Source organism: Desulfosarcina sp., from assembly GCF_046496365.1.
GTDB lineage: Bacteria > Desulfobacterota > Desulfobacteria > Desulfobacterales > Desulfosarcinaceae > Desulfosarcina.
Genome location: NZ_JAWOHB010000043.1, coordinates 25,745 through 46,080 on the forward strand (window position 1 = coordinate 25,745; position 20,336 = coordinate 46,080).

General features: G+C 56.8%; 17 protein-coding genes. 8 read left to right on the top strand and 9 right to left on the bottom strand.

Translation table 11 applies throughout. The annotated features are described in order from the left end of the window. Nucleotides 1-68: 68 nt before the first annotated feature. The 8 genes from argC to aat all read left to right on the top strand — a co-directional run bounded on the left by argC (nt 69) and on the right by aat (nt 10,296). A complete protein-coding gene (argC, locus tag R6V78_RS02930) occupies nt 69-1,106 on the top strand; it encodes an N-acetyl-gamma-glutamyl-phosphate reductase (protein ID WP_410287829.1) in 1,038 nt (345 codons plus the stop codon). Between the two features lie 204 nt (nt 1,107-1,310). Further along, nucleotides 1,311-2,219 carry a bifunctional methylenetetrahydrofolate dehydrogenase/methenyltetrahydrofolate cyclohydrolase FolD gene (gene folD, locus R6V78_RS02935; RefSeq protein WP_410287830.1) on the top strand — a complete coding sequence of 303 codons (909 nt, stop codon included), beginning with the start codon at nt 1,311-1,313 and terminating at the stop codon, nt 2,217-2,219. A 196-nt stretch (nt 2,220-2,415) separates the two neighbouring features. Continuing rightward, nucleotides 2,416-3,342 carry a M23 family metallopeptidase gene (locus R6V78_RS02940; RefSeq protein WP_410287831.1) on the top strand — a complete coding sequence of 309 codons (927 nt, stop codon included), beginning with the start codon at nt 2,416-2,418 and terminating at the stop codon, nt 3,340-3,342. A gap of 224 nt (nt 3,343-3,566) precedes the next feature. Further along, entirely contained in the window at nt 3,567-6,098 is a 2,532-nt protein-coding gene (gene secA / locus R6V78_RS02945; RefSeq protein WP_410287832.1) for a preprotein translocase subunit SecA, read from the top strand. A gap of 69 nt (nt 6,099-6,167) precedes the next feature. Continuing rightward, nucleotides 6,168-6,653, top strand: a complete 486-nt coding sequence (locus R6V78_RS02950; protein ID WP_410287833.1) for a metallophosphoesterase family protein — start codon at nt 6,168-6,170, stop codon at nt 6,651-6,653. Between the two features lie 279 nt (nt 6,654-6,932). Next, nucleotides 6,933-7,241: an ATP-dependent Clp protease adapter ClpS gene (gene clpS, locus R6V78_RS02955; RefSeq protein ID WP_410287834.1), complete on the top strand. Its 309-nt coding sequence runs from the start codon at nt 6,933-6,935 to the stop codon at nt 7,239-7,241. Nucleotides 7,242-7,244: 3 nt separating this feature from the next. After that, entirely contained in the window at nt 7,245-9,485 is a 2,241-nt protein-coding gene (gene clpA / locus R6V78_RS02960; protein ID WP_410287835.1) for an ATP-dependent Clp protease ATP-binding subunit ClpA, read from the top strand. A 154-nt stretch (nt 9,486-9,639) separates the two neighbouring features. Further along, nucleotides 9,640-10,296 (top strand): leucyl/phenylalanyl-tRNA--protein transferase, encoded by a 657-nt coding sequence (gene aat / locus R6V78_RS02965; protein ID WP_410287836.1) that lies wholly within the window; start codon nt 9,640-9,642, stop codon nt 10,294-10,296. A gap of 97 nt (nt 10,297-10,393) precedes the next feature. On the opposite strand, the gene yvcK is transcribed toward aat, so the two are convergent. The 9 genes from yvcK to gspC form a co-directional block, all read right to left on the bottom strand. Further along, on the bottom strand, nt 10,394-11,389 hold the full coding sequence (gene yvcK / locus R6V78_RS02970; RefSeq protein WP_410287837.1) for a uridine diphosphate-N-acetylglucosamine-binding protein YvcK: 996 nt from the start codon (nt 11,387-11,389) through the stop codon (nt 10,394-10,396). A 90-nt stretch (nt 11,390-11,479) separates the two neighbouring features. Continuing rightward, nucleotides 11,480-12,655 (bottom strand): SprT-like domain-containing protein, encoded by a 1,176-nt coding sequence (locus tag R6V78_RS02975; protein ID WP_410287838.1) that lies wholly within the window; start codon nt 12,653-12,655, stop codon nt 11,480-11,482. Between the two features lie 9 nt (nt 12,656-12,664). After that, nucleotides 12,665-13,117 carry a type II 3-dehydroquinate dehydratase gene (aroQ, locus tag R6V78_RS02980; RefSeq protein ID WP_410287839.1) on the bottom strand — a complete coding sequence of 151 codons (453 nt, stop codon included), beginning with the start codon at nt 13,115-13,117 and terminating at the stop codon, nt 12,665-12,667. Nucleotides 13,118-13,128: 11 nt separating this feature from the next. Then, a complete protein-coding gene (gene rpe, locus R6V78_RS02985; RefSeq protein ID WP_410287840.1) occupies nt 13,129-13,779 on the bottom strand; it encodes a ribulose-phosphate 3-epimerase in 651 nt (216 codons plus the stop codon). Nucleotides 13,780-14,015: 236 nt separating this feature from the next. Then, nucleotides 14,016-14,951 (bottom strand): tetratricopeptide repeat protein, encoded by a 936-nt coding sequence (locus R6V78_RS02990; RefSeq protein WP_410287841.1) that lies wholly within the window; start codon nt 14,949-14,951, stop codon nt 14,016-14,018. Between the two features lie 18 nt (nt 14,952-14,969). After that, on the bottom strand, nt 14,970-15,332 hold the full coding sequence (gene yidD, locus R6V78_RS02995) for a membrane protein insertion efficiency factor YidD (protein WP_410287842.1): 363 nt from the start codon (nt 15,330-15,332) through the stop codon (nt 14,970-14,972). Continuing rightward, nucleotides 15,329-17,053 carry a type II secretion system ATPase GspE gene (gene gspE / locus R6V78_RS03000; protein WP_410287843.1) on the bottom strand — a complete coding sequence of 575 codons (1,725 nt, stop codon included), beginning with the start codon at nt 17,051-17,053 and terminating at the stop codon, nt 15,329-15,331. The genes yidD and gspE overlap by 4 nt, the downstream gene beginning before the upstream one ends. Beyond that, the gene (gene gspD, locus R6V78_RS03005; RefSeq protein ID WP_410287844.1) at nt 17,050-19,413 is read right to left on the bottom strand and encodes a type II secretion system secretin GspD; all 2,364 of its coding nucleotides are present in this window, start codon (nt 19,411-19,413) and stop codon (nt 17,050-17,052) included. Before gspD ends, gspE begins: the two co-directional genes overlap by 4 nt. A 50-nt stretch (nt 19,414-19,463) precedes the next feature. Beyond that, on the bottom strand, nt 19,464-20,333 hold the full coding sequence (gspC, locus tag R6V78_RS03010) for a type II secretion system protein GspC (protein WP_410287845.1): 870 nt from the start codon (nt 20,331-20,333) through the stop codon (nt 19,464-19,466). Nucleotides 20,334-20,336 lie beyond the last annotated feature (3 nt).

Consider the following 20,336-nt stretch of genomic DNA (forward strand, 5'->3'; position numbering starts at 1 on the left):
TCGTTTTTGGCTGATCGCTCACCGGAAACAGGTGAGCGGGTGCAATCCGATTTCGAAAAGGAGCTGTCATGATCCGTGCAGCTGTAGTCGGCGCCACCGGATACGCCGGCGCTGAACTGGTCCGCATTCTTTGCGGTCATCCGGATGTGACCCTGTCGGTCATTACCTCCCGGCAATATGCCGGAACGCCCTACGATGCCATTTATCCCGCATTGAACGGATTCGTCAATTTAGATTGCCTGGGCAGCGCGGCGGCGGATGTCGCCAAAAATGCCGATGTCGTTTTCCTGGCGCTGCCCCACAAGGCCTCCATGGCGATGGCCCCCGGGCTTCTTGACGCGGGAATGCGCGTGGTGGACCTCTCTGCGGACTTCCGGTTCAAAAACCGTGACGCCTATGAGGCGCACTACCAGCCCCATGCGTGCGCCCATCTGTTGGACGTGTCGGTGTACGGGCTCTGTGAGCTTTATGGTGAAGCGGTGGCCTCTGCGGAACTGATCGGCAACCCGGGCTGCTATCCCACCAGTGTGCTGTTGCCCTTGATGCCCCTGGTCAAAGCGAAGCTGGTGGATCCGACAACTGTGATTGCTGATTGTAAATCCGGGGTCAGCGGGGCCGGACGTGAAGCCACCCACGCCACACATTTCTGTCACGTCAACGAATCGTTCAAGGCCTACAAGGTGGGCGGGCACCGGCACACGCCGGAAATTGAAGAGCAGTTGTCCCTTTGCGCGGGGGCGCCGGTGAGAATTACCTTCGTTCCCCATCTGGTGCCCATGACCCGGGGTATGCACAGCACGGTTTACGTCAGTCTTGCTTCGGGGGTGGGGACCGGTCAGATCCGGCAGTGCCTGGAATCGTTTTACCACCAGAAACCCTTCATCCGGCTGCTGCCCGCCGGTCGGTTTCCGGATACCCTGCATGTCAAGGGAACCAACTTCTGCGACATCGGCTGGGTGGTGGATCCTGGCAGCGGACGGCTGATTATGATGTCTGTCATCGATAACCTGGTCAAGGGGGCGGCGGGACAAGCGGTCCAGAACATGAACCTGATGTTCGATTTCCAGGAGACGGCCGGTTTGGGTGGGGTTCCCTATCCGCTTTAGTCGGCGTGAATATCTCCAACCAGGCCAATTTGTTGACAACCCCGATGTTTTGGAATAAACAGGTGGCGAACGTTAATTCGCCTGCGGGCAAAATCCGCATCCTTGCCATTTACCTGTGCATTCATGATCGCATGTTGAAAGCGCCAAAGGCTTTTCGTTGGGTATAAATTGCACCGAAACTAACCATGTGAAAGGAGACTGGAGATGACAGCAACGCTTATTAAGGGCACCGAGATCCGGGAGCAGATCCTTGAGGAGATTACCGCCGAGGTAAAACAGATCAAGGCAAAGCACGGCGTGGTTCCGGGGCTGGTCACCATCCTTGTGGGTGAAAACCCGGCATCCATTTCCTACGTGACCCTGAAAATTAAAACGGCTCACCGCGTTGGGTTCAAGGAGGTTCAGGACAGCCAGCCGATTGACATATCCGAGGCGGATCTGCTGGCCCTGATCGCGAAGTACAACCAGGATGACAGCATCAATGGGATTTTGGTCCAGCTGCCGCTGCCCAAACATATTGATGAGAAAAAAGTTCTCAACGCCATCGATCCCGATAAGGATGTTGACGGTTTCCATCCGGTAAACGTCGGCCGTTTGATGATCGGCGGTGCCGAAGTCAAATTTCCCCCGTGCACCCCTGCAGGCATTCAGGAGATGATTGTGCGCGCCGGTGTGGAGACCAGCGGCGCCGAGGTCGTGGTCGTGGGTCGCTCCAACATCGTGGGCAAGCCCATCGCCAACATGATGGTGCAAAAAGGCCCTGGTGCCAACGCCACCGTCACCATTGTCCATACCCGGACCAAGGACCTGGCCGCTCACTGCAAGCGAGCCGATATCCTGATCGTTGCCGCAGGCGTTCCCGATCTGGTGAAGCCTGAGTGGATCAAGCCCGGTGCCTGCGTCATCGACGTCGGTGTCAACCGCGTGGGTGAAAAAGTCAGCGAAAAGACCGGCCAGAAAATTGCCATCTTGAAGGGTGACGTGGATTTTGATGCCGCCAAGGAAATCGCCGGATATATTACACCGGTGCCTGGCGGAGTGGGGCCCATGACCATTACCATGCTGATGCTCAATACCTTGAAATCGCTCAAGTTCAGTCTGGGAATGGCTTAGGCGCGCATACCCGGTCCTCCTGCGGGCCTTCGGGTTTTTTTCCAGTTAAAATGGATGGTTAATGGGTAAATAGGGCTACCATGCGCTTGACATGGTGTCACTGGCATGGTAGCCTTTGCGCATATGCGGCAACAAGAATTTTAACTAATCGAATTAATGGGTAAAATTTGATTTATGGGTTTGGCTTGGAAGGGTGATGGCTAAAAAGATATCGTTCATCGTCTTGAGCAATTCGGGAACGACAGTCAAACAGATTGCGGCGCCCGTTGTTCTGCTGGTGGCCTTATCACTGGTCGCTGTTTGCGGTACAGTACTTATCGGCATGTTCCTTTACGACTACCTGGCCCTCAAACAATCCGTTGTGGGCAGCCAGAAGCTGGCCCAGACCATTGACGATCAACGCGGCGAGATCGGGCAGCAACGGCTCCAGATCCAATCCTTCGCCCATGAAATCAATTTACTCAAGGAGAAGCTGGTCCAGCTGGACCAGTTTGAAGAGAAGATCCGCGTGATTGCCAATCTGGAGCCCAGCCGGAGCGGCGACAACCTATTCGGTGTGGGGGGGGCCGCTCCCGAAGACCTGGACCCGCAACTGGAGATCACCCAGCGGCATGAGGGGTTGATGCGTGCGATGCACCAGCAGATGGGTGAACTGGGTGCGGCTTCCCAGCGCCAGGAGGGCAGCTTCAGCAGTCTGCTGGAAAAACTGGAAGGGCAGCGCAATCTGCTGGCTTCAACACCGGCTATCCGCCCCACCAGCGGTTGGATGACTTCCAGTTTCGGGCAACGGGTTTCCCCGTTCACCGGCAGAAAAGAGTTCCATAAAGGGGTGGACATCGCCAATCGCAATGGTACTGCCATCCTGGCCACCGCCAACGGTGTCGTTGCCTTTGCAGGCGAGAAAGGCACCATGGGCAATGTGCTGGTCATCGACCACGGGCATGGCATGATCACCCGGTATGCCCATCTCAGCGAGTTCTTGAAAAAACAAGGCGCAAAAGTCAAACGCGGGGATATCATCGCTCAGATGGGCAATAGTGGACGCAGCACCGGCCCGCATCTGCATTATGAAGTTCACCTCAACGGTGTTCCAATCAATCCCGCCCAGTACATTTTGAATTGAAAGGCACGTGTCAGCTGCTGCCTGATTGCGCTTATCCCGACCTGTCATTCAGGTGCACCCCGCCGCTGTGTCGACCCACCTGCCTGTTCTGACACCGGCCGACCCTTTGCGCTTGAGTGACCCGCTAAAATGGTTTAGGATACCGACGCGTTGACAGGGGTGATGATTGATCGGGTCCCATTTCAAAGCGCCATCCCTTTGACAAAAGTGGAGAACAGATAAAGATGATCGGCAAGTTTCTGACCCAGATATTCGGCAGTAAAAATGAACGCGACCTAAAAAAACTTCAGCCTGTTGTCGAGGCGATCAATCGTTTTGAACCGCAGATGAAAGCCATGCGGGACGATCAACTCAAAGGGCAGACCGCAAGGTTGAAGGCGCTTTTGGCCAACGGAGAACCCCTGGACGACTTGCTGCCGGAAGCCTTTGCAACCGTTCGTGAGGCCTCGGTGAGGGCCTTGGGGATGCGCCATTATGATGTTCAGCTGATCGGCGGCATGGTGCTTCATGGCGGCAAAATCGCCGAGATGAAGACCGGTGAAGGTAAAACCCTGGTGGCGACACTGCCCGTCTATCTCAACGCCCTGACCGGTCGCGGGGTGCATGTGATTACGGTAAACGATTACCTGGCCCGGCGGGATACGGAGTGGATGGGTCAAATCTACGCCTTTCTGGGAATGACTGTGGGAACCGTTCAGCATGGGATCGACGATCGCCGGCGGAAAGAAGCCTATGGCGCGGACATCACCTACGGAACCAATAACGAGTTCGGCTTCGATTATCTCCGCGACAACATGAAGTTCGATGCGAAGGCGCTGGTGCAGCGGAATCTGCACTATGCCATCGTGGACGAGGTGGACAGTATTCTCATTGACGAGGCGCGTACCCCTTTGATTATTTCGGGCCCGGCGGAAAAATCGACCCAGTTGTATTATCAGGTAAACGCCATCATTCCCAAGCTCAAGGTGGAGGTGGACTACAAAATCGACGAGAAGGCCAGAAGTGCAACCCTCACCGAAGAGGGGGTGGCGCACACCGAACAGATGCTGGGTGTGGAAAATCTTTACGATCCCGTCAGCATCGAAATGCTCCACCACACCAACCAGGCACTCAAGGCCCACACCCTGTTCAAACGTGATGTGGATTACATTGTCAAAGATGGCGAGGTGATCATCGTCGACGAATTCACCGGGCGGCTCATGCCCGGTCGACGATACAGCGAAGGGCTGCACCAGGCACTGGAAGCCAAGGAGAACGTCAAGATTGAGAATGAGAACCAGACCCTGGCCACGATCACTTTTCAGAATTACTTCCGGATGTACGCCAAACTGGCGGGTATGACCGGAACAGCAGACACCGAGGCGGCGGAGTTTAAGAAAATCTACAACCTGGAAGTGTCGTTGATCCCCACCAATATGCCCATGATCCGCAAGGACTTTTCCGATGTGATCTACAAGACCCGCCGGGAAAAATTCAATGCCGCCATCGAAGAGATCAAGCAGCTGCACAAAAAAGGTCAGCCGGTGCTGGTGGGTACGGTCTCCATCGACATTTCCGAGCAGCTGGCCGGAAAATTGAAGAAGCAAGGCATACCCCACGAGGTGCTTAATGCCAAGAACCACGAAAAAGAGGCGGAGATCATCTCCATGGCCGGCCAGAAAGGCGCGGTGACCATCTCCACCAACATGGCCGGGCGCGGAACCGATATCGTTCTCGGCGAGGGCGTGACCGAACTGGGAGGCCTGCATATTCTGGGAACCGAGCGCCATGAGAGCCGGCGCATCGACAACCAGCTGCGCGGCCGTTCCGGGCGTCAAGGCGATCCTGGGTCTTCCCGGTTCTATCTGGCGCTTGAGGATGACCTCCTGCGCATATTCGGCGGTGAGCGCATAACCGGAATCATGGAGCGACTGGGTATGGAAGAGGGTGAGCCCATCGAGCACAACCTGATCAGCCGGGCCATCGAAAACGCCCAATCCAAGGTGGAGGCGCACAACTTTGACATCCGCAAGCACCTGCTGGAGTACGACGATGTCATGAACCAGCAACGTGAAGTGATCTACAAACAGCGCCGCGATCTTTTAACCGGTGTTGACCTGAAGTCCACCATCGAAGACATCATCATGGAAAGCGCCGAGGATATCGCCGCCAAATTCGCCGATGAACGCGCGCTTCCCGAGGATTGGGACTGGGTGGCGATTTCGGACGCCGTTTTCCAACAGTTCAATTTCCGGCCGGCCGAAATGGATGCCGATACCCTGGATGGACTCAACCAGGAGGGACTGGCCCAGGAGATATATGACCAGGCCCATGTGCGGTACGAAGAAAAGGCCGCCATGCTGGGCAGCGGGGATGATTTTCGGCAGCTGGAGCGGATGATCATGCTCCAGACCGTGGATAATCTGTGGAAGGACCACCTGCTGTCCATGGATCATCTCAAAGAAGGCATCGGGTTGCGCGGCTACGCGCAGCAGAACCCGCTGCTGGTTTATAAAAAAGAAGGTTTCGATATGTTCCAGGAGACCATCGGCCGCATCAAGTCGGAAACCCTGGGCATTTTATTCCGCATCCAGCTGGCCGAGCCGGACCATATCGAAAACCTGCACAAGCCCCGGGAACAAAAACTGATTTTTTCCGGCGGCGGTGATGGGCCGCCTCTCAAAAAAACCGTCAAACGCGAAGCGGATAAAATCGGCCGCAACGATCCCTGTCCATGTGGGAGCGGCAAGAAGTATAAGAAATGCTGTGGGGGATAGCGTCGCCTTTCAGGGGGGCCACCCATCAACCTGTCGAACCGGTGCGCCTGGCAATGCCCAGTTAACATGATGAATCCAAAAAAACCAACCCGCGCTAAGACCATCGGCATCCTTTCCGACACCCACGGGCTGGTCCGCCCCGAGGTTGAAAAGGCCCTGGCGGGATGCGATCAAATTCTGCATGCCGGAGACGTCGACATTCCACAGGTGCTCAAGCGGCTGCAGCGCATCGCTCCGGTGACCGCAGTTCGCGGAAACATGGATCGCGGTCCATGGTCCAACGTATTGCCGGTCACGGCGATGGTGCAGATCGAAGGCGTCTTTTTTTACATTTTACATGATCTGCACCACCTGGACCTGGAACCGTCGGCCGCCGGGATCCATGTGGTCGTCAGCGGGCATATTCACCAGCCCGATATTTTTGAGAAAGACGGCGTGATCTACCTCAATCCGGGAAGTGCCGGTCAGCGGCGATACGACTATCCGGTATCCGTGGCCATTGTCCGTGTCGAAAACGGCGGCGCCTTCCCGCAGATTGTCAAAATCGATGTGTAACGCCTCAGGATTACATATAATCGGTGGGTATTGATCAAAAAACAGCTGTCCTAAGACCTGCCCTGCCCACCCCCCTTTCGATCAAGAAATGCACTTTACAATCCATGGCAGCGGTGATTATAATCTAGGTAAGCTGCCTGGCAGCTGGCTCCTGGATCAACGTTAATGGATCCAGATGCTTAGCATCTGAAATGAAATCAGCGGTCGATAGCATAAACGGATTCATCCGACATGGATTTCAACCCAAGCATATAAATTGAACCATAAAACCGATTTGCGATGGCCCGTTATCAAACAGAGGATCAGGTAAGCGCGCAGACCCGGGATGAAACCGGGGAGCCGCCCATGTATCGGGTGCTGCTGCACAACGATGACTACACCACCATGGAATTTGTCATCGAGGTTCTGGTTTACGTGTTCAACAAGTCCCCTGAAGCAGCGGCAACCATTATGCTGAACGTACACCAGAAAGGTATCGGGGTTTGCGGGGTTTACCCCCATGAATTTGCCGAGACCAAAGTGGATGCGGTCCACAATCTTGCCCGTGAAAGAGGCTTTCCGCTGCGCTGCAGCATGGAACAGGAATAGACTATGATCAGTAAAGAACTCAGCGCCACCTTGGGATTCGCCGTGCGTGAGGCCAAGAAACGGCGGCATGAATACGTCAGTGTTGAACACGTGCTGTTTGCCATTCTGCACGACAGTTCGGGGCTCGAAATCGTCGAAAATTGCGGCGGAAATGTAGAAAACCTGAAAGCCAATCTGGAAATGTTCTTCAATGAAAACATGGCGATGATTCCCGAAGAGAACGAGTATGTACTCCAGCAGACCATCGGGTTTCAACGGGTGATCCAGCGGGCTGTCAACCATGTGCGTTCTGCCGAAAAGAAAGAGGTTGCGGTCAGCGACATTCTGGCCTCCATTTTCATGGAAAAAGACTCCCACGCCGTTTATTTCCTGAACGAAGCTGGTATTTCACGGCTGGATGTGCTGCGGGTGATCTCCCATGAAATGCCCAGCCAGATGGCCGACGATGAGTCCGGCATCGATGGACCGGTCGAAGAGAAGCCCAGCAAGAAAAAAGCGGGGTATCTGGAGACTTACACGGTTAACCTGATCGACCGGGCGGCCAAAGGCAAGCTGGATCCGTTGATCGGTCGCGAACTGGAGCTCGAACGGACCATGCAGGTGCTCTGCCGTCGCAGGAAAAACAACCCCATCTTTGTGGGTGATCCGGGCGTGGGCAAGACGGCCATGGCCGAAGGGTTGGCCCAGAAGATATGGGACGGCGAAGTGCCGGACCTGCTCAAGGAGGTGCGCATCTATTCGCTGGATCTGGGAGGCATGCTGGCCGGATCCAAGTTCAGGGGTGATTTTGAGCAGCGTCTCAAAGGGGTGGTGGCCGAGCTGAAAAAACGCAAAAATGCCATTCTGTTCATTGACGAAATTCACACCATCGTGGGTGCTGGCGCCACCAGCAGTGGATCCATGGATGCCAGCAATATCTTGAAGCCGTTTCTGTCAACGGGTGAACTGCGTTGCATCGGATCCACAACCTATGAGGAATACAAAAACCATTTCGAGAAGGATCGCGCCCTGAGCCGGCGATTTGAAAAGATCGATATCATGGAGCCGCCGGTCAAAGAGTCGATCAAGATCCTCAAAGGGCTGCGCTCCCGTTACGAGGCACATCACGACATCGAATACACCGATGCCGCCCTCAAGGCCGCATGTGAGCTGTCGGCCAAGTACATCAATGACCGGTTCCTGCCCGACAAGGCCATCGACGTCATCGATGAGGCCGGTGCCGCCATCCGCCTCTCTGGTGCGGTCAATCGCAAGTGGATTCACCCGTCGGATATCGAAAAAATTGTGGCCAAGATCGCCCGGATTCCAGCGGTTAACGTTTCCACACCCGACAAGGCCAAGCTGGAGAACATGGGTGGCGAGCTGCGCCGGGTCGTGTTTGGCCAGGACGATGCCATCGATGCCCTGGTGACCGCCATCAAACGCTCCCGGGCCGGTCTGGGACAGCCCGAAAAACCGGTCGGTTCATTCCTTTTCACCGGCCCCACCGGTGTGGGCAAGACCGAGGTGGCCCGGCAGGTGGCCCGGCACCTGGATGTAGAATTCATGCGCTACGACATGAGCGAGTACATGGAAAAACATGCCGTGGCCCGGCTGATCGGCGCCCCTCCCGGCTACATCGGCTTCGACCAGGGCGGATTGCTCACCGACGGCGTTCGCAAACACCCCTATTGCGTGCTGCTGCTGGACGAAATTGAAAAAGCCCATGAAGACCTGTTCAATATCCTGCTGCAGGTGCTCGATCACGCCACCTTGACGGACAACAACGGCAAGAAGGCCGATTTTCGCAACGTCATCATCATGATGACCTCCAACGCCGGTTCGAGGGAGATGAGCAGTGCCACCATCGGCTTCGGCGACCCCAAAAGCGATTCCACCGGCAAGGGCAAAAAGGCCATCGAGAAAATTTTCAGCCCTGAGTTCAGAAATCGCCTGGACGGCATCATCACCTTCAACGGCCTTGATCGCCAGATCATGAGCATGATCGTCGACAAATTCATGCAAGAGTTTACCGACCAGCTGGCGGTCAAAAAAGTCTCGATGAATTTCTCTGCAGCGGTAAGAAAATACCTGGCTCAAAAGGGTTATGATCCCCAATACGGCGCCCGCCCTCTGGCCCGTGTCATCCAGACAGAGATCAAGGACGTACTGGCCGATCAAATCCTGTTCGGCAAGCTGGAGAAGGGTGGTCGCGTCAAATTGGATATGCAGGGGGAGCAGCTGGTTTTTGAATACAACAGATAGCTCATCGTTCATAGCGGATCGCTCAGCGCGCATGCCTGATAAAGGCGCCTGTGGCATCCGACGGCCGCTGCCCTCATATCCGGTCTAATCAGCACCCGCAATGAACATGCTTAGATGCCGTTTTTTCTATCAGCTATGCGCCACGGGCTGACACATGCCTGTCTTCACCCTCTCCAAGCGACTCTCCTTTCCCCCTGCGCACCTGGCTATCAAAGAAGGCCTGCTCGCCGTCGGCGGTGACTTGAGCCCTGAACGGCTTCTTCTGGCTTACCGCAACGGCATATTCCCCTGGTATTCAAAGGATGAACCCATCCTCTGGTGGTCGCCCGACCCGCGGCTGGTTCTGTACCCCGGGGAACTGCGAATTTCCAAATCGCTTCGCAAGGTGATCAAGCGAAACGGTTTTCAGATTACCTTTGACAAGGCCTTTGATGCGGTTATCCAGGCCTGCGCCGAAGCCAAGCGCGCCTACGGCGAAGGCACCTGGATTACCGATGAGATGCAGAGCGCCTATTGCGAACTTCATCGGCGGGGTTATGCCCATTCGGTGGAAGCCAGACAGGACGGCAAACTGGTCGGCGGTCTGTACGGCATCGCCATCGGCCGTGCCTTCTTCGGTGAATCCATGTTCAGCAGGGTGAGCAATGCTTCCAAGGTGGCTTTTGTCACGCTCGTTGATCATCTAAAGCTGTTGAAGTTCTCTCTGGTGGATTGCCAGGTGAGAACGGAACATCTCATCCGATTTGGAGCCCGCGAAGTTCCCAGAAAAGTGTTTTTGGAGCAGGTCGCGATGGCGGTGGAGAAAAAATAGGTTGTTGGATCTATTGAGGTCAGCCCAAACGCACAGCGGCTTCCCTATTCAAGGGGTAACGCTGGGCGTGGGAAGTTCGACGTGGGGAGATCGACGCTCAGCATCCTATTCCCATAATGCGTGCGATCAACGCGGCGAGCTTGTGCGGATCGTGGCGGATGACGTCCCCGGAAGTTTCCAGCAGGTCTTCTAAAATCAGTCGGCACCCGGGGATCGCGAACCCGACATCCACAAAATCGGACTTTTGTTTGCGGTAGAGGGCCAAGAGACGGGTATCGGGGCGCCGGTTGTTGACGATGGCGCCGTCGATTTTGCGGCCGGCAAAGCTGTCGATGGTGGCGATGAAATCGCAGGCCTGGAAGTGGTTGGTTTCGCCATATTTGGTCATGATGTTGACCACATGATAGATCGGCGCGGACACCGCGGCAAGCTTTGCGCGCAGACCGGGGACGATGAGGTTGGGGATGATGCTGGTAAACAGGTCACCCGGCCCCAGGATGATGATGTCGGCATCGGCGATGGCCTTGAGTACCGGTGGGAAAACCGTGATGGTGTCGCTGTGGTGGGGCACCAGGTAGACGTCGCGGATGGTTTCGCGCTGGTGGCCGCGGGGCGTGTCGATGGCGCTTTCGCCGTATATCCGACTGCCGTCGGTCAGTTCGGCCACCAGGGTGGCCCGATCGATGGTGACCGGCAGGATCTCCCCCTTGACATCCAGAATCTCGGCCAGGGCCTGTACGCCGGCGGGAAAACTGCCGGTATATCGCGAGAGCATGGTCAGGAGCATGTTGCCCGCATTGTGCCCTTTGAGGCGCCGGTCCTTGCTGAAGCGTTTTTGGAAGATGGCGCGGGCCGTTTCCTGGTGGGGCGACAAGGCCAGAATGCACTTGAGGATGTCGCCGGGCGGCAGGGTGCCCAGCTCATCGCGCAGCCGTCCGGTGCTGCCCCCGCTGTCCATCATGGAAACTACGGCGCTGATGCGGATGCCGGCCAGATTTTTCAGGCCGGAAAGCAGGGCGAATTGACCGCTGCCCCCGCCGATGGTGACCACATGGAGCGGGCTTTTTTTGGCGTTGGATTTTTTTTCCCCCACGGGTTCTCCCGATTCCTCAATCCCTTGTCCGACTTCATTTTTCCGCAGCAAGGTTTTTGTTCCAACCGGTCAAAATTCTGAAAACCTAAACTAGGATTCGTGCTTGTATTCCAGCACCCGCTCCTTGAAACCGTCGCTGCGGGTGATGCCTTTGGCGATGATCATTTTTTTACCTTGTTCCGTTCCGTCGGCCAGCACGCGGGGATCGTGTCTGCGGACCCTTCCTGAAATGGCGCGTACATGCGGGTAGCGTTGGTCCACGTAGCGGGCCAAAGCGTGGTCCTCGATTCGAACGGGCAGCTGCGCGCCGCGGCTGCCGGCCGCCGCGGTGCGCGCCTGCTGCAGGGTGGTTTTGAATCCTTCGATGATGCCGATGGAAAAATCGGTTTGGCGGTAACGGGTCAGCGCTTTGCCCCGGCGATAGTCCGCCCAGGCGTTTTCAATGTACCGGCAGACGGCGGCGTGGATATATTCGGCGATCTGCACGTTTTTAAGGGTGCCGCTGATTTCCAGCACACGCCCCATGCACGCTTTTTCCAGCACCCAGGCCTGGATCCACATGCCCTGGACGAAGTAGAATTCCTGCAGCAGATCAGCCAGGTGATAGGTCTCGCGAAAATGCCTGCGGCGAGGGGCGCCCAGGAAAACACTGTGGTAATCCTGATCCGCACCTCGACCGATCAGCTCCACATTGTGGCGCGAAATCAGTTCATGGGCCTTGCGCATGGCAGCGTGGGCCTCATTGGGGTTGCTGCTTTCGGCCAGGGCCATGAGTTTGTGTATTTTGACCACGATGCGGTCACGGTTGTCCAGACTTTCCCCCTGCTGCAGGCGCGTATGCAGGGGCAGGTAGGTGCCCGAGGCCGAAGGATTGGCACGCAGCAGGCGGCAGGCCTGCCTGAAGTGCTCCCCATGGTCCTTTTCGGATGTGGCCCGCAGCCCTTCGTGGGCCACCTGATGGGCCATTTCGTGCAGCAGCACCTCCTTGATGTCATCCCAGCGGCCGCTGTCGACCATCTCACGGCTCAGGGTGATTTCGCGCTTTTCCGGGCTCCAGCATCCCAACCGGCCAGGCAGGTTGCGGATGGCAAAAAAAGGTTTCCTGACGGCGCGTTGAAGGGAGTCGGGCAAAAGCCACAGGGCGTTTTCCCATTCGGCCACAAGGCCGCGCAGGACCCGGTGCTCAAAGGATGACCGCAGTGCGCCGGCATCCGGGGCGGCGGGCGGGTCGTCCCAGATGGACAGTTGTTTCAAGTCAGCGGTCATGGCCACCTGTCAGGCGATCCGTTTTGCCAGGGCTTCCAGGGCGAACAGATACCCTGATTCACCCAGGCCTGAGATCTGCGCCATGGCGATGTCGGCAATATAGGAATGCCGGCGAAACGGTTCGCGACTGTGGATGTTGGACAGATGGACTTCGATGGTCGGCACCTGCAACAGCAAGACCGCATCCCGGATGGCGACACTGGTATGGGTGAAGGCGGCTGGATTGATGATCAGACCCTGCACCCGCCCGGCGGCCTGTTGCATGGTGTCCACAATCTCCCCTTCGTGATTGGACTGGAAGGTGGACAGTGCAAGTCCCAGTTCGGCAGCCTTCGCCGTCAGGGCCTGGTTGATGTCCGCCAGTGACCGGCTGCCGTAGTGCCCGGGTTCGCGTTGACCCAGCATGTTCAGATTGGGACCGTGGACCACAAGAATGCGTTTGGCGGACCGGCTGTCAGCCACGATTGCCTCCCTTACCATTTTGCCTTGAGTTCGGAGATGGTTCGCCCATAATCCGCACTGCCGAAGATGGCGCTGCCGGCCACAAACACGTCTACGCCGGCTCGGGAGATGGGGCCGATGGTGCCGGCATTCACGCCACCGTCGATCAGGATCAGGGTGGACAATTCCCGCTCGCGAACCATTGTCCTTAGCTGGGCCACCTTGTCCAGGGCCGAGGGGATGAATTTCTGACCACCGAAACCGGGGTTGACACTCATGATCACAACCAGGTCAAGGTCCTCGAGCGTCCACCGGAGGGTCTCTACCGGTGTGGCGGGGTTCAAGGCCACGCCGGGTTTGGCCCCTTTTTCACGGATCAGCTGAATGGTGCGGTGCAGATGGGTGCAGGCCTCCTGGTGGACGGCGATATAGTCGGCCCCGGCATCGGCAAAGTCGGCGACATAGCGTTCCGGGGATTCGATCATCAGGTGGACATCGATGGTCAGTGCGGTGGTTCGACGAACCGCTTCAACCACCAGCGGGCCCATGGTGATGTTGGGAACGAAGCGGCCGTCCATGACGTCCACATGGATCCAGTCGGCGCCGGCCGCTTCGACTGCCTTGATTTCGTCTCCCAATCTGGAAAAATCGGCCGACAAAATCGAAGGTGCGATAAATTTCATCTTAATTCCCCCTGCCTTTTCGGAAAAAGACCGCGGTCCAAACTCCTGACTGCTCAGCCTCCGTTCACGATCCGGGTCTTTACCAACTGACCATCCATATAAACAAGTACGGTTGGGTTACCACTATTTGACGCCAAAAGCCAGATCTCTTGGCCCGGCGCCAAAAAATCATCCAACCAGCCGAGTGCGATCACTGTCTGGTGAGACTTAAGGAAGGAGGTGCAAGGATGCATGGGTCAAAAGTCAATCGTCAGGCATAATGCGGCACCTCCGGGTGACGGTACCAGGGATAGGGGCATCTGCCTGCGCTGGTTAAGCAGATCACGGTACTCGGCCACACGGTCACGGTTGTACTTATGGGCACTGGCGACGGCACTGAAAATATTGCCGGCGTAAAACCCGAACCCCACGAAACTGATCACGCTTCCGAGGGCATATTGGTCGTTGTCAAAGCTCTCCCAGGCCGCCCAGATCAAACCGGAATTGATCAGAAAGGCCGTCAACGCATCCTGGTACCTCTGGCCATACAGCTGGCCGGCGCCGGGTACGATGGAAAGCCAGCCGGCGGTGGTCGGGTTTTTGGTCGGGATGGCGTCGCTAAGGGCCAGGGCCTGCTGCAGATTGAGTACCTGGAAACGATCCTGATTCTCGGGTGTGATCTGACCAAACGCCTGGTCCGCCTCATTCCAGCGGCCCTGGTCCACATGCAGCCACCCCAGTTCATAGCGGGCCTGGTCGATGGTATCCGCCGCGGAGGCGATCGCCATGAGGTTGTGCAGGTCCAGCATGGCCTGTTCGAACATGCCCTTGCGGGCATGGCTGCGACTGAGCATGAAAAAGGCCTCGTTGTCCAGCGGCAATCCTTGATAGTTCACGGTCTGTTGATTGAAAATAGCGGCCGCCGCCTGAAATTGGCCGGTGTTGAAGTGAGCCATGCCGGTTTGAAACCTGGCCCGGGGTACTCTGGGGTCGGTGGAAAAGAAATGGATAAAGCGGTTGAACTCAACGATCGCCTCGTCGAACGCCCCGGAATCAAAACGCGATTGTGCATACCGGTATTGGCTGTCCGCATCGATGGTCAGTTGGGCAAAGGCGATGGCGCCGGTGGCGGCAATCACCAGCACGGCACCAAGGGCGCGGCAAAAATAGCCTGAGGCGGGTTGAAATACCATGGGGCATCCCATTGGTGTTCAATGCAGCCAGAAATCGTTGTTTACAAGAGGATCCTGGCATCGCAGGCCGTCGCGGGTCATTACCGACGGGCTGTTTTTCAGTTCGTCCCGGCCGCAGCGCATCAGCCGATCGCAGGCCATAATCCATCCCTTGATGGCTCCGTGACGCTGCATGGCCTGCAGGGCATAACTGGAGCACGATGGGGTCATGGGGCAGCGGTGACCGTCCGCCCCGGAGAGATAGTTCTGGAAGAAGCGGACGGATCCCGCCATCACCGATGGGACCTCCGGTTGCGTTGCCGGCGATCCGGCCAGTGCGGGGCCGGCAAGCAGAAAGCATAGCACCGACAGGTAAACGCACTTCATTGGTGTGTCGGTCATTGTTGGGTCACCCGCAGCACCTCTTCGATGGTGGTCGTCCCGGCCAGAACCTTGTCGATGCCGCTCTGGCGCAAGGTCTTCATGTTGTATTGCAGGGCGTATTGCTTGATCTGCGAGGCGTCGAAAGTCTTCAGGATCAGGTTTTTCAACCCCTCGCGCATATGCATGATCTCAAATATGCCGATGCGGCCCCGGTAGCCGGTGTTGAAACACTTCTCACAGCCCTTGGCCTGATAGATGGTATGGTTTTCCAGCTGCGGTCGGGTAATGCCGATGCTGTCCAGGATCACACCGGGGGTATAGGCCTCCTTGCAATGATCGCAGAGCACCCGCACCAGCCGTTGGGCGATTACCGCCACCACGGAGGAAGAGATCAAAAACGGCTCCACACCGATATCCACCAATCGTGTGATGGCACCGGCGGAATCGTTGGTGTGCAGGGTGGAGAAAACCAGGTGGCCGGTCAGGGCCGACTGAACGGCGATGGTGGCGGTCTCCTTGTCGCGGATCTCACCGATGAGAATGACATCCGGGTCCTGACGAACGATGGACCGCAGGCCGCGGGCAAAGGTGAGGTCGATTTTCGGGTTGACCTGAATCTGGCTGATACCCTTTAGCTGGTATTCCACCGGGTCTTCGATGGTGATGATGTTGATGTCCGGCTTGATGATTGAAGCCAATACGGAATAGAGGGTGGTGGTCTTGCCGCTTCCCGTGGGACCGGTGACCAGAATGATGCCGTTGGGCTGGGTCACCAGCAGGTTGAGCAGTTCATGCTCCTTGGGTGAAAGCCCCAGCTCCTTGAGGTTCAGCGTCTCATCCGATTTGATCAACAGCCGCATGACCACACGCTCACCAAAGGTGGTGGGCAGGGTTGAGATGCGCACATCCACGTTCTGGCTACCGATTTTGACTTCCAGCCGTCCGTCCTGGGGCAGGCGCTTTTCGGCGATATTGAGTTTGGCCATGACCTTGATGCGCGAGATCAGGGCCGGCTGGATCCATTTCGGCGGGGTGAGCAAATCGTAGAGGATGCCGTCGACCCGGTAGCGTACCTTGAAGCTGTCCTGATAGGGCTCGATGTGAATGTCACTGGCACGGGCTTTGATGGATTGGGAGATGATATGGTTCACCAGCTTGATGATAGGGGCATCACTGGTGTCCTCGAGCAGGTCGGCCGTGTCTTCGATTTCGCTGATGATGGTGCTGCCGTCCTCTTCCATGTGCTGGACCAGCTGCTCGGCGGTGCCCTGACTCATGTCAAAGAGCAGATTGATGGCTGCGAAGATGGCGCTTTTGGTGGACAGCACCAGGTTGTACGCCCCAAAGCCGATCATGCGGGCCAGGTCGTCCAGGGGCTGAAATGCCGAGGGATCGTTAACGGCGATGATGTTGACCATTTCCGGCGGCAGGGTGATATTCCCGGAAGCGGGGATGTTTTTCAGCACCAGCGGAACCATGGCGTGTCGTTTGAGAAAGCCGATGGGTGCCTTGCGGGAGCGGTCTTCGCCGAAGCTCTCCAGGGGCAGTTCGGGCCAAAAGGGGATATCATACTGGTCGCCCAAGGCGTCCAGCCACTGAGTTTCGGTGATGACCTTGCGGCGCAGCAGTACCTCCGCCAGGCTGCCGCCCTTATCAGCACGCAGCCTGACTGCATCCGCATAATCCTCATCGGAGACGCCGTGCTTGCTTTTTAATATTTCTTCCAAAGATTTGTTCATGGGCTGTTTTTCAGAATGAGCGTATCCGCAATGCCTTGTCCGGTTAGGCTATCCTGGGCCTTTTGTGCCGCAGCGCGGTCCGGAAAGCCGTCGATCTGCACCCGATACCAGATCTTGCCGTCCACATCCGTGGCTTTAATAATGGCATCATGCCCCATCTGTCTCAGCCGGGCCACCGATTCCAGTGCCGACATCTCGTCGCTGAAGGACTGTACCTGCAGGTGATAGCCGCCAGTTTCGACGCCGCCCGCTTTTTCGGCAGGTGTTGGCGACATCTGTATGGCGCCGGCCTGGCCTTGTGTCCCGGGTGTGCGCCCGTCTTCCAGCATGGATTGCGGGAGGCCGTTGCCTGCCGGATCGGTTTCGATGGATGACGGAAGCTTCGCTTCCCTGTCGCCTTGGTAGAGTTTGATCTGCATCTCACGCATCTGATCCATCTCGGATCGTTTTGATCCGGAGACGCGTAAAGATTCCTCCGGGTTCTGAATCACCTTGGGCGTAATGAAGATGAACAGATTGGATTTTTCACTGCCTGTGGAACGGGTTTTAAAAAGCCAGCCCAGTCCGGGAAGATCTCCAAGGCAGGGCACCATGTATTCGGTCTGCGAGAAGTTGTCGTCGATCAGTCCGCCGATGACGACCGTATTGCTGTCCTTGACCATCACGGTGGTCTCTACGGTGCGCTTGAGCGTCGTCGGCCTGAAGTCCGTCGTGCTTTCCAGGGCGGAGACTTCCAGCGACAAATTCAACCGCACCATGCGGTCTTTGTTGATCTGTGGCGTGATCTTCAGGGTTTTGCCCACATCCCGGTACTCGAAGCTGTTGTAGGTGTCATTGTTGGTGGTCGAAGTCGTGGTCTGGAAGGGAATGTTCTTGCCCACGGTAATGCTGGCTTCCTGATTGTCTGTGGTGAGCAGTTGGGGCGTCGACAGAATGTTGACATCCTGGTCTTTTTTATAGGCCTGCACGATGGCCGCGATACTGGGAAATGAGACGCCGGCGACTGTAATCGCTTCACCGAAAAGGCCCAGGGAGAACCCGGAGGCGAGAGCTGGAATCAGGCTGCCGTCCGCACCAAATCTAAGGCTGGAATCATCCGTGGTGAAGCCGCCGCCGACGACAGCCTGGCGGTCATTGTTCAACGAGACATCGTCGCCAACGACCCATTCGGTGCCCAGGTCGAAGCTTTTCTGCGCATTGACCTCCATGATCAGGGCTTCGATGTATACCATGGACCGCGGAATATCGATCTGGCGGATGATATCAAGCAGTGTGGCGTAGTCGTCCCGGTCCGCGGTGATGATCAGGCTGTTGGTGGCTTTGTCCGCTGTGATCGTGACCTTGTCGGAAACCACCGGGGCCTCATTGGCGCCGCCGGCGGCTTTGGTCTTGTCCTCTTTGGGCAGGTCCTTGAGCACGGCGACGATCTCTTCGGCCGCCGCATATTCCAGGTAATAGACGTGTATCCGTTCCTTGCCCTTGGGGGTTTCCTGATCGAGCGTATCGATCAGGCTGCGGATGCGGTTGGTATCATCTTCGCTGGCCACCATGATGATGCTGTTGGTGCGTTCGTCGGCGACGAAGGCGGCGCCGCGATCGGATGTCGGGGCTCCTTTTTTGGCCGTCGCCGGGGAGGAGGTCTTGAACACTGTGTCCAAAAGAGACACCAGCTTGGCTGCATCGGCGTTGTGGACGGGGAAGATGGTGATCTCACGGCCCACGCCGGGGATGTCGATGGTTTTCAGTATCTTCATCAGGCGGGAGATATTGGAGTAATTATCGGTGATGATCAAGGTGTTGGTAGGCGCGTACGAGAGGATCACACTGCTTTTTGAAACCATGGGGGTGAACAGCCGCTTGACCTCTTCAGGGTCGGCGAAGCGCAGGGGCATCAGTTGGGTGACCACCTGGTCGTTTCCCGAATCGCCTCTGGCCTGGGTTCGCGTCTCGATGTTTTTGGTGCGTGCGTCCGGGGAGGGGATGATCTTGGTCAACTGGTCCGTCTCCACGGTGGCGAAACCGTGAACCTCGAGAACGGATTCGAACACTTTATAGGCTTCATCCACGGAAATTTTGGAAGGCGAGATGATGGTTACCTTGCCCTTGACCCGCTGATCGATGACGAAGTTTTTGCCGGTAAGCTCGCTGATAAACTTGATGAACACGCTGATATCCACATTGTTGAAATCAATGGAGACAAAGCGCTGTGACCCGTTGGCCGGGGTGTTGCCGCTGGCCGCCTTATCCTGAGCCTGATCCTGGGCGGTTGCGCTGGCGGCAACGAGGAAAAGGATCAGCACGGCGATCAGGGCGCCGACCATGCGTCTTCCGGTTGCATCGATTGTTTTTTCAATTGCCATATTGTCTCATCCTGTTTGCACCGGCAATGGGCCCGCAGGCGCCTGGCCGGCTATCTGATGCTATATTCGATATTCTTTTCCTGTCCCCTGCGTTTCAATTGTACGCTGAGGTTGGTTGAGGATTTGAGGCCGTCGACCAGTCTCAACGCATCATCCACCGATGTTATTTCATTGCCGTCCACACCACTGATGATGTCTCCGTTTCTCAGGCCCATTCGACGGAAGATGGAGTTCGGCTTGATGCTGGAAAGCGCCAGGCCTGCAGGCACGCCGTTTTCCATGTGAGGCTGGATCTGAACCTGGGTCATCAGCGAGGCCATGTCGGTCATGGACTGCTCGATGTAAGAGCGACGCAAGGAGATCCTTTGGGCACGGACGGCACCGGCGGACGCTGCCGGTGCCCGCATGGGCAAGCCACCCGGCAGGGAGACGGTGCCGCCGGATTCCAGTTCCTGCATCTGCAGAACCTCATCCTTTCCGTTGACGCCGAGGATGACTTTTTCCCTGAATATCTCCTTGACTGTGGCGGTCTGGATGGAATCGCCGGCACGGTAGAGGTTCTGCTCGCGTGTCTTGACATCTTCGATGACTGCATAGGTTCCGTCGCTGCTGCCGGAAACCGTCCCCCACAGCTTCAGGTTCAATTTGGTTTCCTCCAGCGATTCGACATCCACCTGCTGTTGCTGGGGGGTGCTCTCCGATCCGGTTTTGAACAGGTTGCGCTCCAGTACCGCATTGTATGCGGACAAGGGGAGCTGCGGTGTGTTCATGTCGCCCACCCGGTAAACATTTTCTTCCACGGGCACGGGTTTTTGGGCCAGCCTGGTGGAGATGGCTCCGTAGAGTCCGTTGACGAACACGTATGCCGAAGCGGTGATGCACAGCAGATTGACGAAGGTAAATATAACTTTTGGTATCATCGC